Raw genomic sequence first — 24,525 nt, 5'->3', positions numbered from 1 at the left:
GAAAAAATGGCGCGTCCGGGTTCGGGCGCGCCATTTTTCGTTGGTGACTTTCGTTTGTGACGGCGATGGGTCCCGGCGGGACCGTCGCCATCAGGCCGTGCGGTTCTTCGCGATGGGCGGATTCTTGGCGAAGTAGGCCTTGATACCCTTGAGCAGCGCCTCGGCCAGCCGGTCCTGATACGCGGGATCGATGAGATTACGCTCTTCCTTCGCGTTGCTGATGAAGGCGGTCTCGACGAGCACCGACGGAATGTCCGGCGCCTTGAGTACGGCGAACGAGGCCTGCTCGACGTTCGGACTATGCAGACGCGGTGCGACCGTGCCGATCTGCGCGAGGAGCGCGGAGCCGAACACCTTGCTGTCGCGAATCTGCGCCGTGGTGGACATGTCGAGCAGCGCGTGGGCGACCGTTCGGTCGTTGGTCTTGATGTTGACGCCACCGATCAGGTCGGACGCGTTCTGCGTCTTTTCCAGCAGACGTGCCGTTGCACTCGTAGCGCCGCGTTCGGACAACGCGAATACCGATGCACCGTTTGCCGAGGGCGAGGTGAAGGCGTCGGCATGGATCGACATGAACAGGTCGGCTTCCACGCGACGCGCCTTCTGCACGCGAACCCCGAGCGGGACGAAGAAGTCGGCGTCGCGCGTCATCATCACGCGCATGTTCGGCTCGTTTTCGATCTTCTGACGCAGGCGCTTGGCAATCTGCAACACCACGACTTTCTCATACGTGCCGGCGCCACCGATCGCCCCCGGATCTTCCCCGCCGTGGCCGGGATCGAGTGCGATGGTCAGCAGGCGTGCCGTCTTCGGGCCGCGCGGGGGCGACACATAGGTGTCGTCATCGTCGTCCTTGCGCTGGGCAAGCGGCGGTGTCTTATCAGGTGTTGCGGGGCTAGGCGGCGTGGCCGGTGACGGTCGCGACGGACGTTGCCCCGATTCACGCTGCGCATAGCGCTGGAAGAACGCTTCGCTTTCCTCGGTGCTCGGTGTGCCGGCGCCCGACGAAGGTGGCGAGGTATGTGGCGGTTGCGAGTTCTGCGCCAGGGCCTGCGCCTTGTTTGCCGTTTGCGCGAGCAGCTCCATGAGCGGATCGGGCTCGACGGCCGGGTACAGATCGAACACCGTGCGGTACTTGTAGCCCGCGACCGGCGGCAACGTGAACGACTGCGGCTTCACGCCCGCCTTCAGGTCGAACACCATGCGCACGACGCCGGGCTTGAACTGCCCCACGCGCACCTGGGCGATCTGCGGATCGTTCGGCTGGATCTTGGCAACGAGATCGCGCAGCGCAGGATTCAGATCCACTTCGTCGAGATCGATGACGAAGCGGTTCGGACTTTCCATCAGTTGCTGCTGGAATTTGACCGGGTTGTCGGTCTCGAGCGTGACACGTGTGTAGTCCCTGGCCGGCCAGACACGCACCGCGACGATGGCGTTGGCAAAGGCGAGACGCGGGCCCGTGAGGGCGAGGATCAGTGTCGATGCGCCGGCGCGCAAGGCGCGGCGGCGGCCGGCATTGAGCGATGAGGCGTCGTCGGTACGGGCGAAGCGTTTGATCAGCATGAGTTCAGGCAAGCAAGACCGGCCGGCGTGTAGGCACTCGTCGTGAGACGGCGGCTATCGCCGACAGGTTCCAGCCAAAGGCGTAAATCGGGGGTGCCCAGCAGTCCTTCGGCTTTTTCCGGCCACTCGACCAGGCAGAGGGCATCGCCGGCAAAATGCTCGCGAAAGCCCGTGTCGTGCCATTCGGCCGGATCGGCAAAGCGGTACAGATCGAAATGATAGACCGGCAACACGCCTTGTGGTGTGTCGATGTTGTATGGTTCACACAGCGCGTACGTGGGGCTTTTGACGCGTCCCGTGTGGCCCAGCGCGCGCAGCAACGCCCGCACGAAGGTGGTTTTGCCCGCGCCGAGGTCGCCCGAGAGCTGCACGTGCAGCCCCGCGTGTGCGGCGTCGGTATGTGCCATGCGCTCGACGATGACGCGTGCGAACGCCGCAGCGAAGGCCTCGGTGGCGGCTTCGTCAGGTAGCGCGAAGATGCGTTCGCCCAACAGGGGCGGCGCCGATGGATCGGGCGTGACGGGCATTGCGTAAAATGGAGTCGATGAAAGCTTCCGTGATTTTCCCCGCTACCGCCGCACAAGTCGAGCCATCGACGCCTCCGAACGCTTCGGAAGTGTCGTCCTCGCGCGACAATGCGTCCGGCATGACGTCTTCCGGCCTCGATCCGGCGGGACTGGCGGCGCTCGCGGTGCAGATCCGCGCGTGGGCCAGCGAACTCGGCTTTGGCGACGTCGGCATCACGGACACCGATCTCTCGCATGCCGAAGCGGGCTTGCAGAAGTGGCTCGACGATGGCTGTCATGGCGACATGGACTACATGGCGGCCCACGGCATGAAGCGCGCACGGCCCGCCGAACTGGTGCCGGGCACGGTGCGCGTGATCAGCGCGCGCATGAACTATCTCCCCAGCGATGTCGATCCGGCGCGTTGGCGCGAGCGCGAAATGGCGCGCTCTGCCATGCCGTCCGAGGCCGTGGTATCGGTCTACGCGCGCGGACGCGACTATCACAAGGTCATGCGCAACCGCTTGCAGCAATTGTCCGATCGCATCACGCAGGCCATTGGCCCGTTCGGCTATCGCGTATTCACCGATTCGGCGCCGGTGCTCGAAGTCGAACTCGCCCAGAAGGCAGGCCTCGGCTGGCGAGGCAAGCACACGCTGTTGCTCTCGCGAGAGGCGGGGTCGCTTTTTTTCCTCGGCGAGATTTTCGTCGACGTGCCACTGCCGACGGACAGCGAAAATGCGGCGCGTTCGGGCAGCATCGCGCCGTCAGGCACGCCCGATGACGATCAGCGCAACGCGCAAGGCAGCCCGCTCATGGACCGGGGCGAGCACTGCGGCCAGTGCCGTCGATGCCTCGACGTCTGCCCGACCGGTGCGATCACCGAGCCGTTTCGTGTCGACGCGCGGCTGTGCGTGTCGTATCTGACCATCGAACACAAAGGCGCAATTCCCGAAACGCTGCGCGCGAAGATGGGCAACCGCATCTACGGTTGCGACGATTGCCAGCTCTACTGCCCGTGGAACAAGTTCGCGCAACCGTCGCCGTTGACGGATTTCGCTCCGCGCAACCGGCTCGACAGCGCGTCGCTCGTCGAACTCTTTGCATGGAGCGAAACGGATTTCATGACGCGGCTCGAGGGCAGCCCGATTCGCCGGATCGGCCATGAGCGCTGGCTGCGCAATCTGGCCGTAGGCCTGGGCAATGCGCTACGCGAAACGACGCAGGCCGAGGCGCGCACGCCGCTGCGCGACGCCTTGCTCGCGCGTCGCGATCATCCCTCTGCGCTCGTGCGCGAACATGTCGAATGGGCGCTCGCCCAGGAAGGAGTGAAGGTTTGAGCCGTTCCGCCGATCGCAGTACCGCGCTCATCGACCAGTTCTGCGACACGATCTGGCTCGAAGACGGTCTCTCACGCAACACGCTCGACGCCTATCGTCGTGACCTGCGTCTGTTCGCCGAATGGCTGACGGACAAGCATGAGATGGCGCTCGATGCCGTCGACGAAGCGGCGCTCTCCGAGTATCTGGCATGGCGTCGCGAGAGTCTGGCAAGCAGCGTGAACCGACGGTTGTCCGTCTTCAAACGCTTCTACCAGTGGGCCTTGCGCGAACACATCGTGCAGCAGGACCCCTGCCTGCGCATCGCCTCGGCGAAGCGCGCACAACGTCTGCCGTCGACCTTGTCGGAAGGTCAGGTCGAGGCGCTGCTCGCGGCCCCGGACCTGACGCAGCCGCTCGGATTGCGCGACCGGGCCATGCTCGAACTGATGTACGCGAGCGGCCTGCGCGTGTCGGAGCTGGTCGCGCTCAAGACCATCGAGGTGGGCCTGAACGAGGGGGTGCTGCGGATTTTCGGCAAGGGGGCGAAGGAACGGCTCGTGCCGTTCGGTGAGGAAGCCAACGGCTGGCTCGCGCGCTATCTCGACGAGAGCCGTCGCGTGCTGCTCAACGGCCGCGCGTGCGACACGCTCTTCGTCACGCAGCGCGGCGAGGGCATGACGCGCCAGGCGTTCTGGTATCTGATCAAGCGCTACGCATTGCTGGCCGACATTCGTGCACCGCTCTCGCCGCACACGCTGCGCCACGCGTTTGCCACCCATCTGATCAATCACGGCGCCGATCTGCGGGTGGTGCAGTTGCTGCTCGGGCATGCCGACATCTCGACCACCCAGATCTACACGCACGTCGCGCGCGAGCGTCTCAAGTCGCTGCACGCGCAGCATCACCCGCGCGGATAGCCTGTTCAGACCGCCCGCGCGTGTACGGGTCGCGCCGCGAGACTCAGAGCAACGCCTTGAGCTTGTGCTTGAGCACCTTGCCCGTCGATGCGGCGGGCAGGGCATCCATCACACGAATCTCCCCGGGACGCTTGTACGGCGCCAGACGCCCGGCCGCCCACGCGGCCAGCGCTTCGACATCGATCGCATGTCCGGGACGCGCTTCCACGAAGGCGATCACTTGCTCGTTGCCGTCAAAGGGGCGTCCGAGCACGGCCGCCTGAAGCACATCGGGATGGCTGGTGAGTGCCTGTTCGACTTCGATCGGATAGACGTTGAATCCGGAGTGAATGATCAGTTCTTTGGCGCGCCCGGAGAGGAACAGCGCCCCGTCTGCCGCACGCCGCGCCAGGTCGCCGGTGCGTAGCCAGCCGTCTGCCGTGATCGTGGCGGCCGTCAGGTCCGGCGCCCGGTAGTAGCCGAGCATCACGTTCGGGCCGCGCACGCAGAGTTCGCCCACGTCGCCCTCGGGCACGTCGTTGCCGTCGCTTCCCACGATTCGGACCGCCACGCCCGGAATTGTCGGGCCGACGGAGCAATCGTCGCGGGGCGCGTCGAGCAGGGTCTGGGAGACGGTCGGGCTGCTCTCGGTCAGTCCGTAGCCGTTGTGGATCGGCATGCCGTAGAACGCTTCGACGCGCGCCTTCAATGCGGCGTCGAGCGGGGAACCACCGGAATAGACGAAGCGCAGACGCGGTGCGGCAAGCGATGTGCCTTGCGTTGCCACATATGCCATCAGGCGCGCGTGCATTGCCGGAACGCCTTGCAGAATGGTCAGGCCGTCGTGGGCGAGCGAGTCCAGCACGGCGTCGGGTGTGAAGCGTGCCGCCAGTCGCAGCGTGCCACCCGCGTATAGGGTGCCCAGACAGACCGACGTCAGCCCGTAGACGTGCGAAATCGGCAGCACGCCGTACGCGACATCATCGGCGCCCACACGCCGCAGTGTGCTCGACACGGCCGCGATGAACATCAGGTTGCGATGCGAGAGACGCACCCCCTTGGGCGCGCCGGTCGTACCCGTCGTATAGATCAGCGCTGCGCACTGCGTCGCCGGGTCGCCCGTGACCGGCTCGACCGCGCTGTCGGCAGCTACGTCGGAGGCGGCGATCGCGCCGAGCGCGAGCTCCGTCCAGACGATCCTGGCGGCGTCCGTGCGGGCGTGCGCTGCCGCATCGGGCGACGCATCGATCGTATAGATCGCGCAGCGCGGATTCGCGTGTTCGCGGATCACGTGCAACTCGGTCGGCGACAGACGGGCGTTGCAGAGCAGGGGCCAGGCGTCGAGCGATGCGACGGCGAGCAGCAGCACCACGTAAGCGATGCCATTCTCACCGACGATCATGACGCGGTCGCCGCCTCGCACGCCATGCGCACGCAGACGCTCGGCACTGGCCGCCACGGCATTCGTCAGTTCGCCGTAGGTCAGCCGACCGAAGTCGTCGATGAGCGCCACGCGGTGCGGTGTGACGGCGGCAATGCGCGCCGGCAACGTGTCGATGCGTGCCGGCAGGCCAGCGAGGAAGCTCGCTACGCCGGCGTCGGTCGACAACGAAGGTAAGTCAGAGTTTGAGGCAGACATGGCGGCATTGTAATGCGCGATGAAGCGATTGCTTACAATCCGTATTTTACGGAATCTATAGCTGAGCCACAGCCGAGCCGTTGCGAAACCCCGGTGAGCGCCGGGCCCGCCGCCTGCCGTCGCCGCCTCCACTGCATTCTGACGATATGAAATCCAAGGCCACTGCCGAAACACCCGCGACCAAACAACTCCGCGAAGCCAAGGTTGCGTTCCAGAACCACTTCTACGACTACCAGGAGCACGGCGGCACACGTGTGTCGTCCGAGGCGTTGCAGGTGCCGGAACACAGCGTGATCAAGACGCTGGTGATGGAAGACGAAGACGCCAATCCGCTGATCGTGCTCATGCACGGCGACTGTCAGGTGTCGACCAAGTCGCTGGCGCGTCAGGCCGGACGCAAGCGCATCGAGACGTGCAAGCCCGACGTCGCCAACCGTCACTCCGGCTTTCTCGTCGGTGGCACGAGCCCGTTTGGCACACGCAAGCGCATGCCGATCTACATGGAAGCGTCGATTCTCGAACTCCCGGAGATCTACATCAACGGTGGACGTCGCGGTTACCTCGTGTCGATGGCGCCCTCCGAAATCGTGCGCGTGCTCAAACCCACGCTCGTCAACGTCGCACTCGTCGACTGAGCGCCGCGCTCACCGTCCTCAAACGTTACCCCTCCGGGGTGGCATCCGCGACTCACCATGCCGTCTCGCGGACGTCTTCAAGAAAATACCCATTGCCACACTGTTGAGCGAAATCTGACTTGTCAGATTTCGCTCGTCTGTCGTCGTCTCTACGATGTTCCCAAGGATTCAGGCACCGGTGATCCATGCAAACGGACTCGCCGTGTTGGCCGGCAAGCACAACGGGAGGTGTGGAGATGCAGGAGACGAGAGGAGACAGCCTGAACGAACGGTTGGGAAGACACGACCGCGGGCAAAACCGGGGACGCCGTAGAGGAGGCGCGAGGAGACTTCACGCAGCAAGCGGATGCGATCTCGACAGGCATCGCCGGTGGCGGTTGACGACGGCGATGTTCGTGGCAGCGCTGGCATCGATGTCGGCGCCGGCCATGGCCAACGTCACCATCTCGCCGATTGCGAGCGTGATTGCCGGCGAGCGGTCGACCTCGGGTGTCATTCGTGTCACGTCGCAGTCGCCGCAGACACAGTATGTCGAGGTCACCGTCAAGCGAATCGTCGCCCCCGCAACGGAGGGCGAGCACGAAGTGCCGGTGAGTCTTTCCGAGGGCGACGGTCTTGTCGTCTCTCCGGCGAAATTCGTACTCGCGGGCGGTGCGACCCGTCAGATACGTGTCGTCCCGCTCGGGCGGCCTGACATCGAAACCGCCTATCGCGTTTATTTCCGGCCAGCCGCAACGCCGGACCCTGCGCAGGACGCCTCAGGACCGACCGACTTCGATCCCGACGTGCAGGTGAGTTTCGTCTGGGGCGCGCTCGTCCGGGTCGCCCCGCAAAGACCTTCACCGCGGCTCGCGCGAAGCCGGGATAACGGCCTCATCGAAAACACGGGCAACGTCCGGGCGCACGTGAGCGCCGTGGGCCGATGCACCGGCGAGGCCGATACGACCTGCACCTGGGAGGACATCGGCCGCAGCGTGTATCCCGGTCAGACACAAGCGCTTCCCGGCACCCTGCGTGACGCAACGGTGCGCATCCGATATCTGGTCGACGGCACAACGCAGGCGCAGGTCCTGAATCTGCCTGTCGTGCCTTAGCCAGATCCGATGAGACCTGAGAGTCTCACGTGCCTCCGCTGTCCCGGAGTCATTTCCCTCCCAACCAGATAAGGAAACCAACGATATGAAGACGTTCAAACAATTGGCCGCAGTTGCCGCACTGGCATTCCCCATGGCAGCGGCCAATGCCGCGGAAGTCGTGATCGATCTGAGCGCGAACATCGATCCCACGCTGTCGGTCCTTCAGGCGAACGGCAGCCCGATGCCGCAGAGCCTCGAACTGGCCTACAACGCGGCGACGCGCGACGTGGTCGCGCCGACGCTCCAGACGCGGTTGTACACCAACGACATCACGCAAAACGTGGGCGTCCGTCTTGGCTCGGTCCCGTCGCTGATCCATACGACGAACAGCGCGACGCCCCCGATTGCGCTTACCGTTCAACTCGATGGCGTGAACATCGTGGCAACGGACACCACATTCAACGCGGCGGATATCTGGACCGGCGTGCAGACCGGTGAGTCGAAGACGTTGCCGCTGGTCGTGTCGGGCCGGGCGTCGGGCACGGGGTTGCCCACTGCCGGCCGGTATGCCGGACGCCTCGAATTGCTGATCGTGGCTTCGGCCTCCAACAACTAAGTCCTGGCAACGTTCTCGACAGCTAGACGTCTGTGAGCGGCGAAGGGGGGCCCTGCGGTGCGCCTTCGTCGATCGCACTCGCGCCATGTCAAAGATCCGTCGTACCTATCTCGTCTGCCTGTGCTCGCTACCGGTCTGGGGGCATTGGGAGGAGGCCAGTGCCACGACCCAGGTGCCGCCGGGATTCGAAGACATAGCGCTCGGTCAGGTGGAGCACCTGGAAGTCAGGCTGCTCGGGCAGTCGCTCGGCCTGTTCCCGGTATTCGTCGATCCGCAGGTCGTGCGTCTTGAGACACCCGAATCGGTGGCACGGGCCATCGAGGCGCTGGTGGATGTGGCGCCGGGGGACCGTCAGGCCATGCGGCTGGTCGAAGCCCTCGCCAGACCCATGCCACGCAATGGGCATCTCGCATGCGCGGGCGGCGCGCAGTCCTCCGGCTGCCGATATCTCGAAACCGGGTCGGCGGATGTGATCTTCGACGAGGGGCAGGGTGTCCTCGACCTCTTTCTCGCCAAGGACTGGTTACCCGCGCGAGACCCGGCAGGTCCGACTTATCACGTGAACGTCGCGGGCAGCGAAAATGCGCTGGTGCATTCGCAGATCGTGAACGCCTCCGCGCGCGACCGGGATCGCAATCTCACGGTGTTGGGGCAAGGGGCGCTAGGCGTTTCGCCCGCGAGCTACGCCGGGTTCACGTGGTCGCTCGTGCACGCGAGCCAGCGCGAGGACGTTCACGATGCCTCTGCCCGATCGGGCGGTACGCGCGCCAACATCGACAGTCTCTATTACCGGCACGATCTCGGCGCGACGCACTACGTTCAGGCCGGACGCATGGATCAGCGCAATCTCTCCAGCGCGCAGGGCGGGAGTTTCGGTTTCTCGCTGCTGCCTGTGGAACGCTTCGACGGCGCACGCATCGGCACGTCTCAGGCGTATCGCAACGAAGCGAGCGCCGCGCAGGGATCGCCCCTGACGGTCCTGTTGACCCGGGATGCGCGCGTCGACGCCTACCGGGGCAGTGAGTTGCTGGGCAGCGCCTATCTGTCCGCAGGTGTCCAGCAGTTCGACACGCGTTACTTCCCCGAAGGGAGTTATCTCGTCACGCTGAGAGTCTTCGAAGGCGATGCGCTGATCCGGTCGGAGATCGAGCCGTTCACCAAAGTCGGTGGCGGCACCCACGGACGGGGCACGCAGTGGTTTGCTCAGGCGGGACGTACGGTGAGCCGGCGTCGATTCGACGACGTCCGCCAGCGCGAGCGATTCACCGTGCAGACGGGCGTGCGCACCGCGCTCGGACCGGGCGTGACGCTGACCTCGGGGTGGGTGTGGTTACCCGCGCAATGGTTCAACGAGACGCAGATCGGCTGGCAGCACACGTTCGCTTTCGGACGTCTCACGACGACCGCTGCGTTGCTCACCGGGACTGGCGGCGCACGCGGCAACACGCAGGTGATTTCGTTTTCCAACGGGCTGGGCGTCAGTCTCTACCGATATCAGATGCGTCAGGCGAACTGCCGTGGCGGCGCATTCGCGTCAGACGTCAACGCCTTCCAGCTCGGCTGCTATGACTCGCTCAATGCCAGCGTGGCGCTGCCACTGGGCAAATGGCAGGCGTCTGCCGGCTACAGCGAAAGCCGTACCCATGGCCGACGCGCGTCGTCCGTTGACCCGTTGCAGGACGAGTTCTGGCCGGGCAGCGAACCGCGCGACGGCGTATCGCGGACGTTGCAGTTGGCGCTGAGCCGGTCGTTCCGTTGGCAACGGTATGCCGTCAATGCACGCGTGGGGGGATTTCATCGGCATCACGTCGACACGGGCCGACCCGACCGGGGAATGTTCGTCAACGTGTCGCTGACGCGGCATCGACCCGCGTTGCCGGGCACGTCTCTATCGACGTTCTCGAGCGCGGGCGTTGAAGTGCGTGGTGGTCTCGGCAACGATCGCGAGGGCGAGCGTGGCGTGCGGGCGGATTATCACGCGTCGCACACGTGGACGTGGGACGACACGTCGCGTCGCGAGATTGCGCTCGCCGTGACAGGCACCGAGTCTGGCGGCGGCACTGCGAATGTGCGGGGGGCCGTAGACGGCCGATACGGTGACGCTCAGGCGATCTACTCGCGGAGCTTCGGTCACCTGGGCGACGGCCGTGCGAATGGCGCGTTCGCCGGCAGCTATGCATCGAGTTTCGCCGTGATGCGCGACCGGGTCGTGATCGGTCCGGCCATGCTCGCCGGGGAACCGCCTGCGGGTGTCGCACTCGTGGTGGGCGATGCGCAGGCGGATCGCGTCGCGGACGGTGAGGCATACGACGAAAGTGCGGGCGCGTCGGGTGGCGCTGCGGCGACCTTGCAGGTCGGGGGACGTTCCGTGACCGTCAATTTCGGCGCAGCGGCCATGGTGCCCATCGGCGGGTATCGCGTTCAGCAGGGCGAGGTGGCCGAGGCCTGGCAAGGGCTTGGCGACTACAGCATCGGGCTGCTGCGCGGTGCCGGTGTGCAGGAATATTTCCTGACGCCGGGCCGTATGAAGGTCCACCGCGTGACGGCCAAACGCAGCTACACCTACGTAGGAAGGGCTGTCGGCGTCGATGGTCTCTCGCTCGACAACGCGCGGGTGCTGAGCGTGGCCGCCGCGCCGCTCGACGCACGCGGGGAATTCATGATCGAGTCGCCGCAGCCGCTCTCTGCGCTCTATCTGCTGGATCGCGGACAGCCGGTGCGGTGCGAGATTCGCAGCGTCGAACGGCGCGATGTGATTCGTCTGACCGGCACCATGCAATGCGAGATCGTGGCCCAGCACACACTGCCGGCATCGCTGCGATCCCAGACGCGGGTTCAGCGGTTACTCAGCGAAGCACAGACGTCGTCGGATCGTCGCGCGGGATTGGCGATGGAGGATCCAATGAAATGAGAGAGGAGGCCAGACGGAATATGGCAGGCGAATGCGTAAGTGTTGCCCGAGGTATGACTGCGATGCTTCGGTCCGTGTGCGGCATGTGCGGCGTGCGCACGGTGCGCCTCTGCCTGAGCCTCGGCGCGCTGTGCCTGCCGGTCTCCGTCGGCGCACAGTCGGTGCCATCGGACCGGCACGAGAGCGTGTCGTTGACGTTCGACCGGGCGTCGGTGCCACAAGGCTGGGAGTTTCGCCGACAGATTGCCGCGCATTACACGCCGGGCCGTATCGAGGGTTCGCGAACCTGGTTCGCCTGCCGCTCGACCACCGACACAGCGCTGGGGGCTTGCTCGAGAACGCCGTCCAACGCGAACAACCCGTCATCGACGAACGTCGCGTTGCGCTTTACCGAAAACCGATCCAGTCTCGCCGTCGATCTGCACGTCCGCGCAACCAAGGTGGTCACCGTAGCCAGCAGCACCTGTATTCACCGGCTTGTCGCGCTTAACTCCACGAGAGACTTCGGTCACTGCACGGGGCGGCCATACGACGTTGCCCGATACATGCTGACCATCGAGCGTACTGAATTGCAGAGGATTCCCATTGGCGGCATCTGGCGGGGGCGGTTCGAATTCGATGTCCGGGAATATCAGAGTCAGGCGCCGAGCGCCGTGCATAGCTACGACATTGAACTCAATGTCACGGACCGTCAAAACGCGCAGATCTACTTCCCGACGCTCTCCAATACGGCGCCGCGCGTCGCGTTCGATCTAAGAACGCGGCCCGGTCCGGGTTTTCAACCCGTGGTCTACGGGGGAAGGGCGGTGGACGTGTGCTTTTACGATGGCTTCGGTTCGAATTCCGCCGGCGCGCTGAGAGTGCGTGTTGCCGATGTGCGCGGCAATGTTCCGGGCAGACCGCCCGGGCAGGCGTCACTGGTGCTGCGTAACACCAACAGCCTCCTGCCGTCGCAACGGATCGATTATCGGGTGGGATACACCTACGCCGGTGCGCATCGCTGGCTGACGGTCGGGGGACCGCCCGAAAGTTTCACGCCGGTCGCGCAGTCGGCGATTCGTGTCGTCCGGCTACCCGGCATGCCCGTGGCCGTCGCGTGCTCGCCGGCGCTGCTCACGTTCGAGGTGTCGCCGTTTCTTCAGTCGTCGAAATTCGCGGGAGGTTACGAAGGTCGGTTAAGGATCGAGATGTTTGTCGACGCGGCACTGTTTTGACGTTGCAAGGCGTCGGACAGGCCGGTTTGCAGGGCGAAGCGGTGCAGTTCAGCGTCGGAGCCGATGCCCAGTTTGCGCATGGCGTTGCGTCGTTGTGCGCTGACAGTTTGCTTCGTTCGATGGATTTTTGCCGCGATGGCGCTGATCGACATGCCCGACACGTACAGGTGCAGCACCATGACCTCGCGCTGACTCAATAACGTCGAACCGATTTCGCTCGCACTTTCCGTCGCTGTCGCAAGGCGTTGCGGATGGACCCGGTCGTTGTGCAACGCGTGGATGGCGGTGACGACATCGTCGATGTCGCTGGATTTACACAACGTGGATGCCACGCCAAGCTCGGTAATTTGCCGGGCAATGGCGGGATTCGGTGTGGCAGTGAGCACCAGTATCCGGACATCGGGAAACAGGCGGCGGAGCCGGGCGAGCAGTGAGAGGCCGTCGCCATAGATTCCGCCGGGCACGGTGCAGCCGGTCACCAGCACGTCACACCGTGTGTGGCGCAACAGGTCGACGATCTGCGTGGCGGTGCGTGCGGTGCCGATGACCGCGAGCGATGTCCGGTTGCCCAATTCGTGGGTCAGTCCGGCGACGACGACAGGATGCGGGTCGGCGATGGCGACGCGGATTTTCTTCATGATCCAGGGGCTCCTCCCGAGTGCGCGCGTTTGTGATGGACGTTGCGCGCTTGGGGCAAAGACCCCATGCCTTCGACGCGGTTCCGCAATCTGCGTTGTTGCGGCCGACTTGGAGCCATTTCCCAACGTCGATCGGGCGTCGTGGATGAGAAGTCGAGCCAATCGGGAGCACGTTCGGGCAAGTCGTGGGCCGGTCCGGCGTGCAACCCCGTGTTTGCCAGAATGGGGCGGCGCGGCGTCTCAAGTAGAATGGCGGCCATTACAAATTCTCCACTCGCTCGAAGTTCATGGCCACACTGCTGTTTATCGTTCTTGCGTATCTGATCGGGTCGGTGCCGTTTGCGGTGATCGTCAGTCGCGCGATGGGGCTCGCGGATCCGCGCAGCTATGGCTCAGGCAACCCGGGGGCGACGAACGTGCTGCGCTCCGGCAGCAAGAAGGCCGCCGTGCTGACGCTGCTCGGCGATGCCCTCAAGGGCTGGCTGGCGGTTTATCTCGCGGAACGCTTCGCCAACGCCTGGGGCGTGGGCGACTTCGGTCTGGCAGCGGTGGCGCTGGCGGTTTTCCTCGGCCATCTGTACCCGATCTTCCTGCGCTTCGCGGGTGGCAAGGGCGTGGCCACAGCCGCCGGCGTGCTGTTCGCCATCAGCCCGATCCTCGGGCTTGCCGTGATGGCCACGTGGCTCATCATCGCGATCTTCTTCCGCTACTCGTCGCTGGCGGCGCTGGTTGCAGCGGTGTTCGCGCCGCTGTACTACGTCTTCATGTTCGGCTTCGGGCCGTACTCGCCGGCGGTGATCGTCATGGCGATGTTGCTGATCTATCGCCATCGCGCGAACATCGGCAAGCTCATCGCCGGCAAGGAAAGCCGCATCGGCCAGAAGAAGTAAGCGATCTCCGGATCGGCCAATAAAAAACCCGCAGCGAGTCTGCGGGTTTTTTTCTGTCCGCCCGCCTTGCAGGAAAGTGCGGCGAGGCAGGCGGGCGCGGCGGCGATGTGAGCGGGGGGCTCAGTCGCGGAAGTTGTTGAAGTCGAGCGGCGTGTCGGTCACGTCCTTGCGCAGCAGTGCCATCGCGCTTTGCAGGTCGTCGCGCTTGGCGCCGGCCACGCGCACGCTGTCGCCCTGAATGCTCGCCTGCACCTTCATCTTGCTGTCCTTGATGATGCGCACGATCTTCTTCGCGAGGTCGCCCTCGACGCCCTTCTTCACCTTCACGACCTGCTTGACCTTGTCGCCGCTGATCTTCTCGACCTTGCCGTAGTCGAGAAAACGCACGTCGACGTTGCGCTTGGCCATCTTGGCGATGAGCACCTGCGTGACCTGATCGAGCTTGAAGTTGTCGTCGGCGAACAGCGTGAGTTCCTGCTCCTTGTGCTCGACGCGCGAGTCCGACCCCTTGAAGTCGAAGCGCGTCGAGATTTCCTTGTTGGCCTGCTCGATGGCGTTCTTGACCTCGACCATGTTGGCTTCGCTAACCACGTCAAACGATGGCATCTGGTTCTCCTGAATTACTGAGGGTTCGTGAAAGGCACGCGGGGCGTGCCGTGACGTTGGGGGGCAGTCGTCTGCCCGTGCACGCCATCCGGTCCGGTTTCCTGCGACACGACGGGCGTGGCCGGGGCGGCCCGGGGGAGGAAAGCACCTGCATGGCCGGTATAATGGCGCGCATCATTCTTTCGCCCGACATTGTAATTCAGCCGTCGGTCCCGCGTCCCTTCGGGACGTCGGCGGCACCCCCGGACCCGCCTACATTTCATGCCTGAGCTGCAACGCGACGTCAGTCTGCGCGAATTCAACACCTTCGGACTGTCCGCCAAGGCCCGCTATGTCGTGACGATCGACAGCGAAGCGGCGCTGACGGACGCCCTCGCCATGCCCGAACTGGCGGGGCTGCCGCGCCTCGTGCTGGGCGGCGGCAGCAACGTCGTGCTCACGCGGGACTTCGACGGGGTGGTGCTGCGCATGGCCATTCGCGGCCGTGACCGTCTCCCGGATGATCCCGCCGATCCGCACGCGCGCTATGTCCGTGGCGGCGCGGGCGAGGTCTGGCACGATTTCGTCGACTGGACGCTCTCGCAGGATTGCCCCGGGCTCGAGAACCTGGCATTGATTCCCGGCACGCTGGGCGCGGCGCCGATTCAGAACATCGGCGCTTACGGGCTGGAACTGGCCGAGCGTTTCGCCGAGGTGCGCGCGCTCGACACCACGACGGGCGAATTCGTCACGTTGTCCCGCGATGTCTGCGCGTTCGGCTATCGCGATTCGTTATTCAAGCGCGAGCCGGGGCGTTACATCATCGTGGCCGTCACCTTGCGGCTGCCGCAGCCCTGGCAGGCCGTGACGGGGTATGCGGACGTATCGCGCACGCTGGGTGAGGCGGGTGTCGAGCATCCCGATGCGCGGCAGATTTTCGACGCCGTGGTCGGGATTCGACGTCGCAAGCTGCCCGATCCGGCGGTGCTCGGCAACGCGGGGAGCTTCTTCAAGAATCCCGTGGTGGATGCCCAAACCTTCAACGCGCTGCGCGCGCGTTTCCCCGATGCGGTCGGCTACGCGCAGCCGGACGGCACGTGGAAGGTCGCCGCAGGCTGGCTGATCGATCAGTGTGGCTGGCGCGGCAAGTCGCTCGGCCACGCGGGCGTGCACGAGCGTCAGGCACTGGTGCTGGTCAATCGCGGCGGCGCGAGCGGTGCAGACATCGTAGCGCTGGCCCGCGCAGTGCAGGCCAGCGTGAAGGAACGCTTCGGCATCTCGCTCGACCCCGAACCCCTCACGCTTTGATCACGCCTTGATCGCGGTGGCGTCGGGCAGACGCTGCAAGTAGTCGCGCTTCAGGTCGACCGTGGAGCGCACGCCCACGTCGTCGTAATACGTTTCCAGCCAGCGGGCGGCAGCGTCGCGTCCACGGTCGCGCAGCGTCGTGAGGAAATGCCAGTCGGTCACGAATTTCGTCGACGACGACAGATCGTAAAGCTCTTTGTCGGCGCGAATCGAGTGAATCAACGGGTACTTCAGCCGCTCGCGAAACTCTGGCTTGAGCCATCCCTCGTCGATTAGCTTGTGGACGAAGGAAATCGCGCGGAATTCACGTTGCAGCGAGGCATTGAACGTGATCTCGTTCACGCGATTCATGATCTGCCCCGGCAGCACGGGCTTTTCTTTGCGCTCGATCGGGTTGATGTGCACGATCAGAATGTCGCTCGTGACCGTCTCGTAATAGAACGGATACAGCGCGGGATTGCCGAGATAGCCGCCGTCCCAGTAAAAGTCTTCGTCGATCTTCACCGGCTTGAATAGCCACGGCAGGCAGGCTGACGCCATTGCCACGTCCAGCGTAATTTCGTGCGTGCGAAAGATGCGGATGTTGCCGGTGCGGATGTTGGTCGCCGAGACGAAGAGATGCGTCGCCGTGCTTTCGCGAAGTCGCTCGAAGTCGACCTGCGCTTCGAGCACGGTGCGCAGCGGATTGATCTCGGCCGGGGGCTGCGAGAACGGCATCATCCATTGCTGCATGCTCTGCATCCAGTCGTGCCAGACCGGGTACTCGGTCGGACGCCCGTTGAGCCAGCTGAAGACGGTCTGCGCCCACGCCGTGGCGGATGAACCTGCCTGAGAGACACCTAGCCAGAAGCTGTGCAGCGCTTCACGCGCCTTCTCACGCGGATCGACGCCGGGACGCTCGAGCAGACCGTGCGCCAGCACCACGGCGTTCATGGTGCCTGCCGAGGCGCCGCTGATACCTTCGAATTCCAGCCGTCCGTCTTCCAGCAGCTTGTCGAGCACGCCCCATGTGTACGCACCGTGGGCGCCGCCGCCTTGCAGGCCCAGATCGATGCCTTTGCGCTTCGCGTCGCCACCGGTGCCTGCACGGGCGCGTGACGATCTGGCTTTCGCACCATTGCGGGTGCCCTTAGGGGGTAGCAGCGGGACGTCCGTCGGTTCGAGGTCGGGATTCGTGTCCGAAGGCTCGGGACTGTCGGGCGGGTCCGAAGGAATGCGTGCGGTGGGCGAGGAGGGCTCGGTTGGCGCCGCAGGGGGCGTCACGGAGGCATCGGGGGCGGCTTGTGGCGTGTCTGGCGCCGGACTGGCAGAGACGCTGGCGGCGCTGTCGTTGGCGTTGTCGGTAGCGCTATCGATGGGAGCATCGATGCGGTGATCGAAGGAACCGGGAGGCAGTCGCGACATAGTGGGAAGCGGCGCCGGGCCGCGCTGAACCGGCCGAGAGGGCGATGACGCGGAACGTCCCGCGCCGTCGCGATGCTGGCCGTACGGTTAGCCGTAGTGGCAAACGTAATCGAGCGTCTCCACGACCTCGATATCGAACTTGCTGTTGCCCGGCACGGAGAATTCCTGACCGGCGGCGTATTCCTGCCATTCGGTCTGTCCTGCCAGACGGATGCGGCAACGGCCGCCCGTGACTTCCATGATTTCGGGAGCATCGGTGCCGAACTGGAGCGTGGCCGGGAAAATCACACCCAGCGTCTTGCGCGTACCGTCCGGGAACAGAACGGTGTGCGAAACGCACTTGCCGTCGAAATAGGTGTTGGCGCGCTTGATTACGGAAACGTTGTCGAACTGCGTAGCGTTTTGCGTCATGACCGAATGCTGTGTCGAATGCGAAGAAAGTCGCGTTGGAGAGTCGATATGCCCGGCCTTTCCGGCCAGACGGTTGAATTCATGCTAGCACGTTTCGAGCGTCCACCCGTCTGCATTTTGTGCAATGCACAACGGAATTGCCCCATGCTGGTGCGAGACGGTGCAAATTCCGAAATGTTCTGATGAGCGCGGCGCACTGCGCGATGCTGCTATGAAACGCCTACCGTCACGCAATGCAGGCGACGGTGGCGCGTCAGCGATGATAGCGGAACGCTAAACGCGTAGGTTGGATGAAAAACGCCCGGACCATGCTGACGCGGTCCGGGCGTTGATCGTGAGCAGTGCCTGCGTCTTACACGCGGCCCAGCATCAGAAACTCCATGAGTGCCTTCTGCACGTGCAGACGGTTTTCGGCTTCGTCCCACACGACGCTCTGTGCGCCGTCGATGACGTCTGCCGACACTTCCTCACCGCGGTGCGCGGGCAGGCAGTGCATGAACAGGGCGTCGGGCTTGGCGCGTTGCATGAGATCGGCATTCACGCACCATTGCGCGAACGCGGCCTTGCGTGCCTCGTTCTCCGCTTCGAAACCCATGCTCGTCCAGACGTCCGTTGACACGAGATCGGCGCCTTCACAGGCCTCGCGCGGATCGTCGAACTCACGCACGAACGGGCGGCTCGATTCCACGACCATCGCCTGATCGAGGCGGTAGCCCGGCGGCGTGGAGATGTTGAACTGGAAGCCGAAGATCTCGGCGGCCTGGATCCACGTGTACGACATGTTGTTCGCGTCGCCGATCCACGTTACGGTCTTGCCCTTGATCGGGCCGCGATGCTCGTAATACGTGAAGATGTCCGCCAGCACCTGACACGGGTGGTATTCGTTCGTGAGGCCGTTGATCACGGGCACGCGCGAGTGCTGCGCGAAACGCTCGAGGATCTCCTGACCGAACGTACGGATCATGATGATGTCGGTCATGCGCGAAATCACCTGCGCGGCGTCTTCGATCGGCTCGCCGCGGCCGAGCTGGGTGTCTCGCGTGTTCAGGAACACGGCGTGACCGCCCAACTGGTGGATACCGGCTTCGAACGACAGGCGCGTGCGGGTCGAGCTCTTCTCGAAGATCATCGCCAGCGTGCGGTCGTGCAGCGGGTGGTAGGTCTCGTAGTTCTTGAATTTCTTCTTGAGGATGCGGGTGCGCTCGAGCACGTAGTCATACTCGTCGAGTGTCAGATCCGAAAACTGAAGGTAATGCTTGATGGGTTTGGCGGTGGTCATTTGGATGTTCTGCTGGAGGCCGATATCGCGTGAATTCTCCGCAAGGAAGCTAAGCATTCGCTGGGAACTCGGACGCGTTCGGCACGACGAACAAGCCTTGAGGCCTGTCCCCCGGTCAGGCTCGTGAAGGTGTTCTACCGGTTGCTGGCTACAGGGGAACGGCCCCTAGTCTACCAAATCGTTTTGTCGTCACACGAAAAGCGTATTATCGAGCCCGCTGCTGCACAGCCAAAATCGGCTGGCAAGACCGAAAAAAACATCCGCAGCTATGGTGGGGGACAGGTTCCAGTCTTATATAAGATATAATACTGGCTCTGTCAGCAACGCTACCCGCGTATGGCTGGCCAGGTGTTTTTTGAGGTGATTGAGCGATATGACCGACCAGGTTCCCGCGCGTGAGTATTTCATCCAGGGCCTGACGCTGGATGGCAAGAAGTTTCGTCCGAGTGACTGGGCGGAGCGTCTGTGCGGCGCCGTGTCGTTCTGCGGCCGAAGCAATTCTGGCCCGAACGCATACATGCAGTACTCCCCCTACGTGCGTCCGACGATGGTGGGCGACGTCAAGTGCGTCGTTGTCGACGAGCGACTGCGCGAGATCGAGCCGCGAATGTTCGATTTCGTGATGAGTTTTGCCCGTGACAACGGTTTGCAGATGACGGAAGCCTGCTTCGTTCCCGACGTCAAATAATTCCCCTTCGGCCGTTTTCGGCCAGACGTGAGTGCCGGGCCTTTGGCCCTGACTCACCGTCGAACTGCCACATCGCTGCCGCCCCGGCACGTCTGCACTGCCTTCCTCTTTGTGTATTGTTGCGTGGAACGTTCATTGGGACGCGCCATGTCCGTTTGACGGACACGTTTCATACCGCGCACCAAAGAAAAAAGCCCGCATAAAGCGGGCTTTTTAGTGTCCCGACCGTAGTCGGAACCGGCAAGCAACTTGTTGTGCTTTGCAGCTAGCGCTGTCTTAGGCAGCAGCCGACATCGCCTTGATGGCGGCCGACAGGCGGCTCTTTTGACGAGCAGCGGTGTTCTTGTGGACGATCTTCTTGTCAGCGATGATGTCGATCGTCTTTGCCGAAGCGCGCAGCACTTCCTTGGCAGCAGCCTGGTCGCCGGTGGCGATGGCCTTGCGAACAGCCTTCACAGCCGTGCGCAGACGCGAACGCAGTGCCGAGTTGTGGGCGTTGATCTTAACGGTTTGACGCGCGCGCTTGCGTGCTTGTGCGGTATTTGCCATGTTCTGTGAATTCCTTGAATTGCTCCGCCTGATGCGGCTTCTATGCAGTTTGGCTCGGCTCCCTGGGAGACACGGTGGCCAGGAAGCAATCCATTGACTTCGAAACCGTCGATTATAGCCGAAGCGAAACGGAAATTGCAACTTCTTTGCTGCACTGCTGTGCGTATAATACGCGCAACATGAATTTGCTAAAAGCTCTCGCTACGGTCAGCGGTTTTACGATGCTCTCGCGCATCACCGGCCTGATTCGTGAAATTCTAATCGCCCGCATGTTCGGCGCCGGTCCCATGACCGACGCCTATAACGTGGCGTTCCGTATCCCCAATTTGCTGCGCCGCCTGTCCGCTGAAGGGGCGTTTTCGCAAGCATTCGTCCCAATTCTGGCCGAATTCAAGACGCAACGTAGCGAAGCCGAGACCAAAACGCTGGTCGACTCGGTCACGACGGTGCTGTTCTGGGGGCTGCTTTCCATCACGATTGCGGGCGTGCTCGGTGCGTCCGGGGTCGTGTACGCCGTGGCGACGGGCCTGTCGCGCGAGAACGGCACGTTCGACGCCGCCGTCTTCATGACGCGCGTGATGTTCCCCTATATCACCCTGATTTCGATCACGACGCTGGCCGCCGGGGTGCTCAATACGTGGCGCCAGTTCTCGATGCCGGCGTTCGCCCCGGTGCTGCTCAACGTCAGCTCGATCGTGGCGTCGCTGTGGGTGGCCCCGCATCTTGAGACGCCGGTCTATGCGCTGGCTTATGCCGTGATCGTCGGCGGGGTGCTGCAACTCGTCATCCAGTTGCCGGCGCTCGCACGCATCGGCATGTTGCCGCGCATCACGTTCAACGTTCTCGCGGCCCTGCGCAATGCCGGCGTGAAGCGTGTGCTTGCCAAGATGGTCCCCGCGACGCTCGCGGTGTCGGTTGCGCAGGTGAGCCTCATCATCAACACGAACATTGCCTCGCGACTGGCGCAGGGCAGCGTCTCGTGGCTGGCCTATGCCGACCGTCTGATGGAATTTCCGACGGCGTTGCTGGGTGTGGCGCTCGGCACCATCCTGCTGCCGAGCCTGTCGCGGGCAAACGCCGACGGCGATGCCGCCGAGTATTCGGCGCTGCTGGATTGGGGGCTGCGTCTGACGTTCCTGCTGGCGATGCCCAGTGCCGTGGGCCTATTCGTCTACGCAGAACCGCTGACCGCAACGCTCTATCAATATGGTCGCTTCGATGCGACCGACGTCGCGATGACCGCGCATGCGCTGACGGCGTATGGCGTGGGCCTCGTCGGCCTGATTCTCATCAAGATTCTCGCGCCGGGCTTCTACGCCAAGCAGGACATCAAGACGCCGGTGAAGATTGCCATCGTGGTATTGATCGCCACGCAGCTGTCGAACCTGCTTTTCGTGCGCTGGTTCGCGCATGCCGGACTGTCGTTGTCGATCGGCGTGGGCGCCTGCATGAACGCGGCGCTGCTTTTCGTCGGCCTCTACAAGCGCGGCATTTACCGTCCCGCGCCGGGGTGGCGCTTATTCTTCGTGCAACTGCTCGCCGCGTGCCTGATTCTGGCCGGTCTGCTGTTGTGGTTCACGCAGAGCTTCGACTGGGTGGCGCTTGGTGCGCGTCCGCTGGCGCGAATTGCGTTGCTCGGCGCGAGTCTGGTGCTATGCGCCGTGGTGTATTTCGGGGCATTATTCCTCATGGGTTTCAACTTCTCGTTCTTCCGCCGCCGAACCCTCTCCTGATCCGCCGGGATTGCGGAACGGGCAAGTGACACGGAAGAAATCACGGATACCGCATGGCGAATCGAATTCTCGAGTACTTTGCCGCGCTGGTGGCGTCCGACGACGGTCTGCCGTTGACCGAGGCCGCCATCGCCATCGCGCAGGACGTCTATCCCGACCTCGACGTGCAGGACACGCTGACGCAGATCGACGCGCTTGCCGCTCGTCTGGCCAAACGTCTGCCGCCCGACGCCGGACCGTTGCAGAAACTGCAACTGCTCGACCACTTCTTCTTCCGTGAACTGGGTTTCACGGTCAATCAGAACGACTACTACGACCCGGACAACAGCCATTTGCATGTGGTGCTGGACCGGCGTCGTGGCATTCCCATTTCTCTGGCCGTGTTGTGCATGGAGATCGGTCACCAGATCGGGTTGCCGTTGCGCGGCCTCTCGTTCCCCGGTCACTTTCTGCTTCGGCTTGCCGTGCCGGCCGGTGATGTCGTCATCGATCCGATCTCGGGTAACTCGCTCTCGCCGCAGCGCCTGCTCGAAATGGTGGAGCCTTACCTGAAGCACTATCGCGACGAGAGCGCGGAACCGATCCAGGAGCTTGCGTTGTGGGCGTTGCTGCATCCGTTCCTGGAGCCGGCGTCGCCGCGCGAGATCCTGGCGCGCATGCTCCGTAATCTGCGCGCGATCTATACGCAGAATGAACGATGGGAGCGTTTGCTGGCGGTACAGGAGCGTATGGTGCTCGTGCTGCCCGATCAGCCGATCGAGAAGCGCGACCGGGGGCTGGCCTATGCGCGTCTGGGGCTCGTGCGACCGGCGCAGGACGATCTGGAGCTCTATCTGAGCAAGCGCCCCGACGCCGACGATGCTGACGCGATCCGTCAGGTGCTCGACGACCTGAGCCGTCGCCCGGGGAGTCACGGGTAGTCCTGGCGAGGCCTAATGGGGACTAACGGGGCCCGATGTCGCTCTCCCCAACGCTCTACCGATGAAAAACGCCAGCCTGAGTTACCGGCTGGCGTTTTGTTTTGCGTCTCCCGTGGTCTGGTGTCTGGCGTCGACCGATCGACTGCGGGCTATACCGACTGCATCGACAGTTCCTGCACTTCCCGTTGCAAACCGGGCTTGTAGCCGAAATGGAAAAACACTTCGGCCATCAGGAACATCGGGGCGATGAATATCTGAAAGAGATTGTCGAGCAGCGCCGGCTTGCGGCCTTCGAAGTGATGGCCGATGAGTTGCACGATCCAGCCACCGACGAAGAGCACGGCGAAAACGGTCAGCGCCCAGGGCCACGGTAGCCGGGCAAGATGTTGCGTGACGGCGAGCATGACCGCGAAGAACACCGTCATGGCGAGCGTGAGCGGCACGTCGAGCAGGAAGTAGTACATCAGCAGTACCAGCACGATCACATGCGTCGCATTCAGGCCGCTGGGGCCGAGCGGCACCCATGAGAAGGCCTGCATGACGGCGAGGATGATCATGGGAACGCCGAAGAAATGGGTCAGGCGATTCTTGGGACTGCGGTGATAGCGCTGATAGAACGACATCTGTTGCGCCAGTGATTTCATGCCAGCCTCCTGCCTCGGGGGACGACGGGAAGAATGCTCGGGCACCGGTCGGGGAGCATGAATACCGGTGTCTGGTGCCGTCCGCAAGTTGCGGTCGGCATTCCATTGTAGTCATAGTCGCTACGACATTTTGCTGCGGTGCGACAACGTGTCCGGGGAGGCGCTTTGGACTTGCCGCCCGGCGGTACCCATCTGATTTTGGCGTTACTTCGGCTGCATCCGGATGGCGCCGTCCAGGCGAATGACTTCGCCGTTGAGCATCGGATTGCGCACGATCTGTTCCACGAGCATTGCGTACTCAGCGGGCCTGCCCAGCCGTGGCGGGAAGGGGACCATCTGACCGAGCGATGCCTGCACTTCGGCCGGCATGCCGAGCATCATCGGCGTTTCGAAAATCCCGGGGGCGATGGTCATCACGCGAATCCCGCTGCGCGACAGGTCGCGGGCGACCGGGAGCGTGAGGCTCGCGACACCGCCTTTCGACGCCGCGTAGGCGGCTTGCCCCATTTGCCCGTCGAACGCGGCCACGGAGGCTGTATTGACGATCACACCGCGTTCGCCCTCGCCATTGGGTTCCCCCTGACTCATGGCGGTCGCCGCCAGGCGAATCATGTTGAACGTGCCGATCAGATTGATCTGAATGACGCGCGCGAAGGCGTCGAGCGGATGCGGCCCGTCGCGGCCCACGGTCTTGCTGCCGATGGCGATGCCCGCGCAATTGACGAGACCGCGAAGCGTGCCCAGCGATTGGGCCGCCGCCACGGCCGCCTTGCCGTCATCTTCACGTGTGACGTCGCATTTGACGAATTTGCCGCCGAGCTTCTCGGCAAGCGCTTCGCCTTCATCGACGTTGACGTCGGCGAGCGTGACTTTCGCACCAAGTCCGGCCAGCCAGCGCGCGGCCGCTGCGCCGAGCCCCGAGGCGCCACCGGTGATCAGAAACACATTGCCCTGAATTTCCATGCGTCATCCTCCTTTGGCAAAAAAGGCGGCGCAGTGGAAACTGGCCGCCTTTTCTGAGGCGTTACTTATGCAGTGCTCGCGTCACGCGTGTCGAATACACCTCGAACCGACATCGGCTTCGGCGTAACCGGT

General features: G+C 63.7%; 23 protein-coding genes. 12 read left to right on the top strand and 11 right to left on the bottom strand.

Annotation, left to right across the window (positions count from 1 at the left end; translation table 11 throughout):
• Nucleotides 1-90 precede the first annotated feature (90 nt).
• Together A9762_RS10470 and tsaE are read right to left on the bottom strand one after the other, a co-directional pair.
• Nucleotides 91-1,578, bottom strand: a complete 1,488-nt coding sequence (locus A9762_RS10470; protein ID WP_139133159.1) for an N-acetylmuramoyl-L-alanine amidase — start codon at nt 1,576-1,578, stop codon at nt 91-93.
• Nucleotides 1,560-2,093, bottom strand: a complete 534-nt coding sequence (gene tsaE / locus A9762_RS10465) for a tRNA (adenosine(37)-N6)-threonylcarbamoyltransferase complex ATPase subunit type 1 TsaE (RefSeq protein WP_069341980.1) — start codon at nt 2,091-2,093, stop codon at nt 1,560-1,562. The genes A9762_RS10470 and tsaE overlap by 19 nt, the downstream gene beginning before the upstream one ends.
• A 119-nt stretch (nt 2,094-2,212) precedes the next feature.
• On the opposite strand from tsaE, the gene queG reads away from it, so the two are divergent.
• Both queG and xerD read left to right on the top strand, forming a co-directional pair.
• The gene (queG, locus tag A9762_RS10460; protein WP_240493504.1) at nt 2,213-3,412 is read left to right on the top strand and encodes a tRNA epoxyqueuosine(34) reductase QueG; all 1,200 of its coding nucleotides are present in this window, start codon (nt 2,213-2,215) and stop codon (nt 3,410-3,412) included.
• Entirely contained in the window at nt 3,379-4,311 is a 933-nt protein-coding gene (gene xerD / locus A9762_RS10455) for a site-specific tyrosine recombinase XerD (RefSeq protein ID WP_083253821.1), read from the top strand. The genes queG and xerD overlap by 34 nt, the downstream gene beginning before the upstream one ends.
• Before the next feature lie 43 nt (nt 4,312-4,354).
• Here the strand turns inward: xerD and A9762_RS10450 are convergent, their stop codons facing one another.
• Nucleotides 4,355-5,929 carry a class I adenylate-forming enzyme family protein gene (locus A9762_RS10450; protein ID WP_069341978.1) on the bottom strand — a complete coding sequence of 525 codons (1,575 nt, stop codon included), beginning with the start codon at nt 5,927-5,929 and terminating at the stop codon, nt 4,355-4,357.
• 146 nt (nt 5,930-6,075) lie between these two features.
• Here A9762_RS10450 and A9762_RS10445 point away from each other — a divergent pair, with 146 nt between their 5' ends.
• The 5 genes from A9762_RS10445 (at nt 6,076) to A9762_RS10425 (ending at nt 12,381) form a co-directional block, all read left to right on the top strand.
• The gene (locus A9762_RS10445; protein WP_139133158.1) at nt 6,076-6,564 is read left to right on the top strand and encodes an aminoacyl-tRNA deacylase; all 489 of its coding nucleotides are present in this window, start codon (nt 6,076-6,078) and stop codon (nt 6,562-6,564) included.
• 395 nt (nt 6,565-6,959) lie between these two features.
• Complete coding sequence (locus A9762_RS10440; RefSeq protein ID WP_170836223.1) at nt 6,960-7,658, top strand: fimbrial protein TcfA; 699 nt, start codon at nt 6,960-6,962, stop codon at nt 7,656-7,658.
• Nucleotides 7,659-7,743: 85 nt separating this feature from the next.
• A complete protein-coding gene (locus A9762_RS10435; protein ID WP_069341976.1) occupies nt 7,744-8,256 on the top strand; it encodes a CS1 type fimbrial major subunit in 513 nt (170 codons plus the stop codon).
• Between the two features lie 85 nt (nt 8,257-8,341).
• The gene (locus A9762_RS10430; RefSeq protein WP_069341975.1) at nt 8,342-11,167 is read left to right on the top strand and encodes a TcfC E-set like domain-containing protein; all 2,826 of its coding nucleotides are present in this window, start codon (nt 8,342-8,344) and stop codon (nt 11,165-11,167) included.
• A 62-nt stretch (nt 11,168-11,229) separates the two neighbouring features.
• The gene (locus tag A9762_RS10425; protein WP_170836222.1) at nt 11,230-12,381 is read left to right on the top strand and encodes a CfaE/CblD family pilus tip adhesin; all 1,152 of its coding nucleotides are present in this window, start codon (nt 11,230-11,232) and stop codon (nt 12,379-12,381) included.
• Here the strand turns inward: A9762_RS10425 and A9762_RS10420 are convergent.
• Nucleotides 12,330-13,019: a response regulator transcription factor gene (locus tag A9762_RS10420; RefSeq protein WP_069341973.1), complete on the bottom strand. Its 690-nt coding sequence runs from the start codon at nt 13,017-13,019 to the stop codon at nt 12,330-12,332. The two genes, A9762_RS10425 and A9762_RS10420, sit on opposite strands and share 52 nt — an antisense overlap.
• Nucleotides 13,020-13,306: 287 nt before the next feature.
• Here A9762_RS10420 and plsY point away from each other — a divergent pair, with 287 nt between their 5' ends.
• Entirely contained in the window at nt 13,307-13,909 is a 603-nt protein-coding gene (plsY, locus tag A9762_RS10415; RefSeq protein ID WP_069341972.1) for a glycerol-3-phosphate 1-O-acyltransferase PlsY, read from the top strand.
• 120 nt (nt 13,910-14,029) lie between these two features.
• On the opposite strand, the gene A9762_RS10410 is transcribed toward plsY, so the two are convergent.
• Nucleotides 14,030-14,515, bottom strand: a complete 486-nt coding sequence (locus A9762_RS10410; RefSeq protein WP_069341971.1) for a YajQ family cyclic di-GMP-binding protein — start codon at nt 14,513-14,515, stop codon at nt 14,030-14,032.
• Nucleotides 14,516-14,776: 261 nt separating this feature from the next.
• Here A9762_RS10410 and murB point away from each other — a divergent pair, with 261 nt between their 5' ends.
• Nucleotides 14,777-15,802, top strand: coding sequence for a UDP-N-acetylmuramate dehydrogenase (gene murB / locus A9762_RS10405; RefSeq protein ID WP_069341970.1), 1,026 nt, complete (start codon nt 14,777-14,779; stop codon nt 15,800-15,802).
• Here murB and A9762_RS10400 read toward each other — a convergent pair whose 3' ends face one another.
• The 3 genes from A9762_RS10400 to argF all read right to left on the bottom strand — a co-directional run bounded on the left by A9762_RS10400 (nt 15,803) and on the right by argF (nt 18,896).
• A complete protein-coding gene (locus A9762_RS10400; protein WP_240493502.1) occupies nt 15,803-17,206 on the bottom strand; it encodes a patatin-like phospholipase family protein in 1,404 nt (467 codons plus the stop codon).
• An 87-nt stretch (nt 17,207-17,293) separates the two neighbouring features.
• Entirely contained in the window at nt 17,294-17,617 is a 324-nt protein-coding gene (locus A9762_RS10395; RefSeq protein ID WP_069341969.1) for a pyrimidine/purine nucleoside phosphorylase, read from the bottom strand.
• A 352-nt stretch (nt 17,618-17,969) separates the two neighbouring features.
• Complete coding sequence (argF, locus tag A9762_RS10390) at nt 17,970-18,896, bottom strand: ornithine carbamoyltransferase (protein WP_069342019.1); 927 nt, start codon at nt 18,894-18,896, stop codon at nt 17,970-17,972.
• Between the two features lie 373 nt (nt 18,897-19,269).
• Here argF and A9762_RS10385 point away from each other — a divergent pair, with 373 nt between their 5' ends.
• Nucleotides 19,270-19,584, top strand: a complete 315-nt coding sequence (locus tag A9762_RS10385) for a DUF3579 domain-containing protein (RefSeq protein ID WP_069341968.1) — start codon at nt 19,270-19,272, stop codon at nt 19,582-19,584.
• A 276-nt stretch (nt 19,585-19,860) separates the two neighbouring features.
• Here A9762_RS10385 and rpsT read toward each other — a convergent pair whose 3' ends face one another.
• On the bottom strand, nt 19,861-20,133 hold the full coding sequence (gene rpsT / locus A9762_RS10380) for a 30S ribosomal protein S20 (protein WP_069341967.1): 273 nt from the start codon (nt 20,131-20,133) through the stop codon (nt 19,861-19,863).
• Between the two features lie 179 nt (nt 20,134-20,312).
• Between rpsT and murJ the strand changes: the two genes are divergently transcribed.
• Nucleotides 20,313-21,866 (top strand): murein biosynthesis integral membrane protein MurJ, encoded by a 1,554-nt coding sequence (gene murJ / locus A9762_RS10375; RefSeq protein ID WP_069341966.1) that lies wholly within the window; start codon nt 20,313-20,315, stop codon nt 21,864-21,866.
• 53 nt (nt 21,867-21,919) lie between these two features.
• Entirely contained in the window at nt 21,920-22,786 is an 867-nt protein-coding gene (locus A9762_RS10370; RefSeq protein WP_069341965.1) for a SirB1 family protein, read from the top strand.
• Nucleotides 22,787-22,935: 149 nt separating this feature from the next.
• Here the strand turns inward: A9762_RS10370 and A9762_RS10365 are convergent, their stop codons facing one another.
• A complete protein-coding gene (locus A9762_RS10365) occupies nt 22,936-23,430 on the bottom strand; it encodes a DUF962 domain-containing protein (RefSeq protein ID WP_069341964.1) in 495 nt (164 codons plus the stop codon).
• Between the two features lie 204 nt (nt 23,431-23,634).
• Entirely contained in the window at nt 23,635-24,393 is a 759-nt protein-coding gene (locus A9762_RS10360; protein ID WP_069341963.1) for an SDR family NAD(P)-dependent oxidoreductase, read from the bottom strand.
• Nucleotides 24,394-24,525: the final 132 nt, after the last annotated feature.

The sequence above is a fragment of the Pandoraea sp. ISTKB genome (assembly GCF_001721285.1).
GTDB classification, from domain to species: Bacteria; Pseudomonadota; Gammaproteobacteria; order Burkholderiales; family Burkholderiaceae; genus Pandoraea; species Pandoraea capi.
The sequence above is the reverse complement of the archived record's forward strand: the minus strand, read 5'-3'. Positions and strand labels throughout refer to the sequence as shown.

What these genes read in the sequence shown, in the direction of transcription:
- queG (WP_240493504.1), top strand. Translation starts at nt 2,213, where the DNA reads ATGACGTCTTCCGGCCTCGATCCGGCGGGACTGGCGGCGCTCGCGGTG.
- A9762_RS10435 (WP_069341976.1), top strand. Translation starts at nt 7,744, where the DNA reads ATGAAGACGTTCAAACAATTGGCCGCAGTTGCCGCACTGGCATTCCCC.
- A9762_RS10430 (WP_069341975.1), top strand. Translation starts at nt 8,342, where the DNA reads ATGTCAAAGATCCGTCGTACCTATCTCGTCTGCCTGTGCTCGCTACCG.
- tsaE (WP_069341980.1), bottom strand. Translation starts at nt 2,093, where the DNA reads ATGCCCGTCACGCCCGATCCATCGGCGCCGCCCCTGTTGGGCGAACGC.
- A9762_RS10445 (WP_139133158.1), top strand. Translation starts at nt 6,076, where the DNA reads ATGAAATCCAAGGCCACTGCCGAAACACCCGCGACCAAACAACTCCGC.
- A9762_RS10450 (WP_069341978.1), bottom strand. Translation starts at nt 5,929, where the DNA reads ATGTCTGCCTCAAACTCTGACTTACCTTCGTTGTCGACCGACGCCGGC.
- A9762_RS10400 (WP_240493502.1), bottom strand. Translation starts at nt 17,206, where the DNA reads ATGTCGCGACTGCCTCCCGGTTCCTTCGATCACCGCATCGATGCTCCC.
- rpsT (WP_069341967.1), bottom strand. Translation starts at nt 20,133, where the DNA reads ATGGCAAATACCGCACAAGCACGCAAGCGCGCGCGTCAAACCGTTAAG.
- murB (WP_069341970.1), top strand. Translation starts at nt 14,777, where the DNA reads ATGCCTGAGCTGCAACGCGACGTCAGTCTGCGCGAATTCAACACCTTC.
- A9762_RS10420 (WP_069341973.1), bottom strand. Translation starts at nt 13,019, where the DNA reads ATGAAGAAAATCCGCGTCGCCATCGCCGACCCGCATCCTGTCGTCGTC.
- plsY (WP_069341972.1), top strand. Translation starts at nt 13,307, where the DNA reads ATGGCCACACTGCTGTTTATCGTTCTTGCGTATCTGATCGGGTCGGTG.
- A9762_RS10395 (WP_069341969.1), bottom strand. Translation starts at nt 17,617, where the DNA reads ATGACGCAAAACGCTACGCAGTTCGACAACGTTTCCGTAATCAAGCGC.
- A9762_RS10365 (WP_069341964.1), bottom strand. Translation starts at nt 23,430, where the DNA reads ATGAAATCACTGGCGCAACAGATGTCGTTCTATCAGCGCTATCACCGC.
- A9762_RS10370 (WP_069341965.1), top strand. Translation starts at nt 21,920, where the DNA reads ATGGCGAATCGAATTCTCGAGTACTTTGCCGCGCTGGTGGCGTCCGAC.
- A9762_RS10410 (WP_069341971.1), bottom strand. Translation starts at nt 14,515, where the DNA reads ATGCCATCGTTTGACGTGGTTAGCGAAGCCAACATGGTCGAGGTCAAG.
- A9762_RS10360 (WP_069341963.1), bottom strand. Translation starts at nt 24,393, where the DNA reads ATGGAAATTCAGGGCAATGTGTTTCTGATCACCGGTGGCGCCTCGGGG.
- xerD (WP_083253821.1), top strand. Translation starts at nt 3,379, where the DNA reads ATGGGCGCTCGCCCAGGAAGGAGTGAAGGTTTGAGCCGTTCCGCCGAT.
- A9762_RS10425 (WP_170836222.1), top strand. Translation starts at nt 11,230, where the DNA reads ATGCTTCGGTCCGTGTGCGGCATGTGCGGCGTGCGCACGGTGCGCCTC.
- A9762_RS10385 (WP_069341968.1), top strand. Translation starts at nt 19,270, where the DNA reads ATGACCGACCAGGTTCCCGCGCGTGAGTATTTCATCCAGGGCCTGACG.
- argF (WP_069342019.1), bottom strand. Translation starts at nt 18,896, where the DNA reads ATGACCACCGCCAAACCCATCAAGCATTACCTTCAGTTTTCGGATCTG.
- murJ (WP_069341966.1), top strand. Translation starts at nt 20,313, where the DNA reads ATGAATTTGCTAAAAGCTCTCGCTACGGTCAGCGGTTTTACGATGCTC.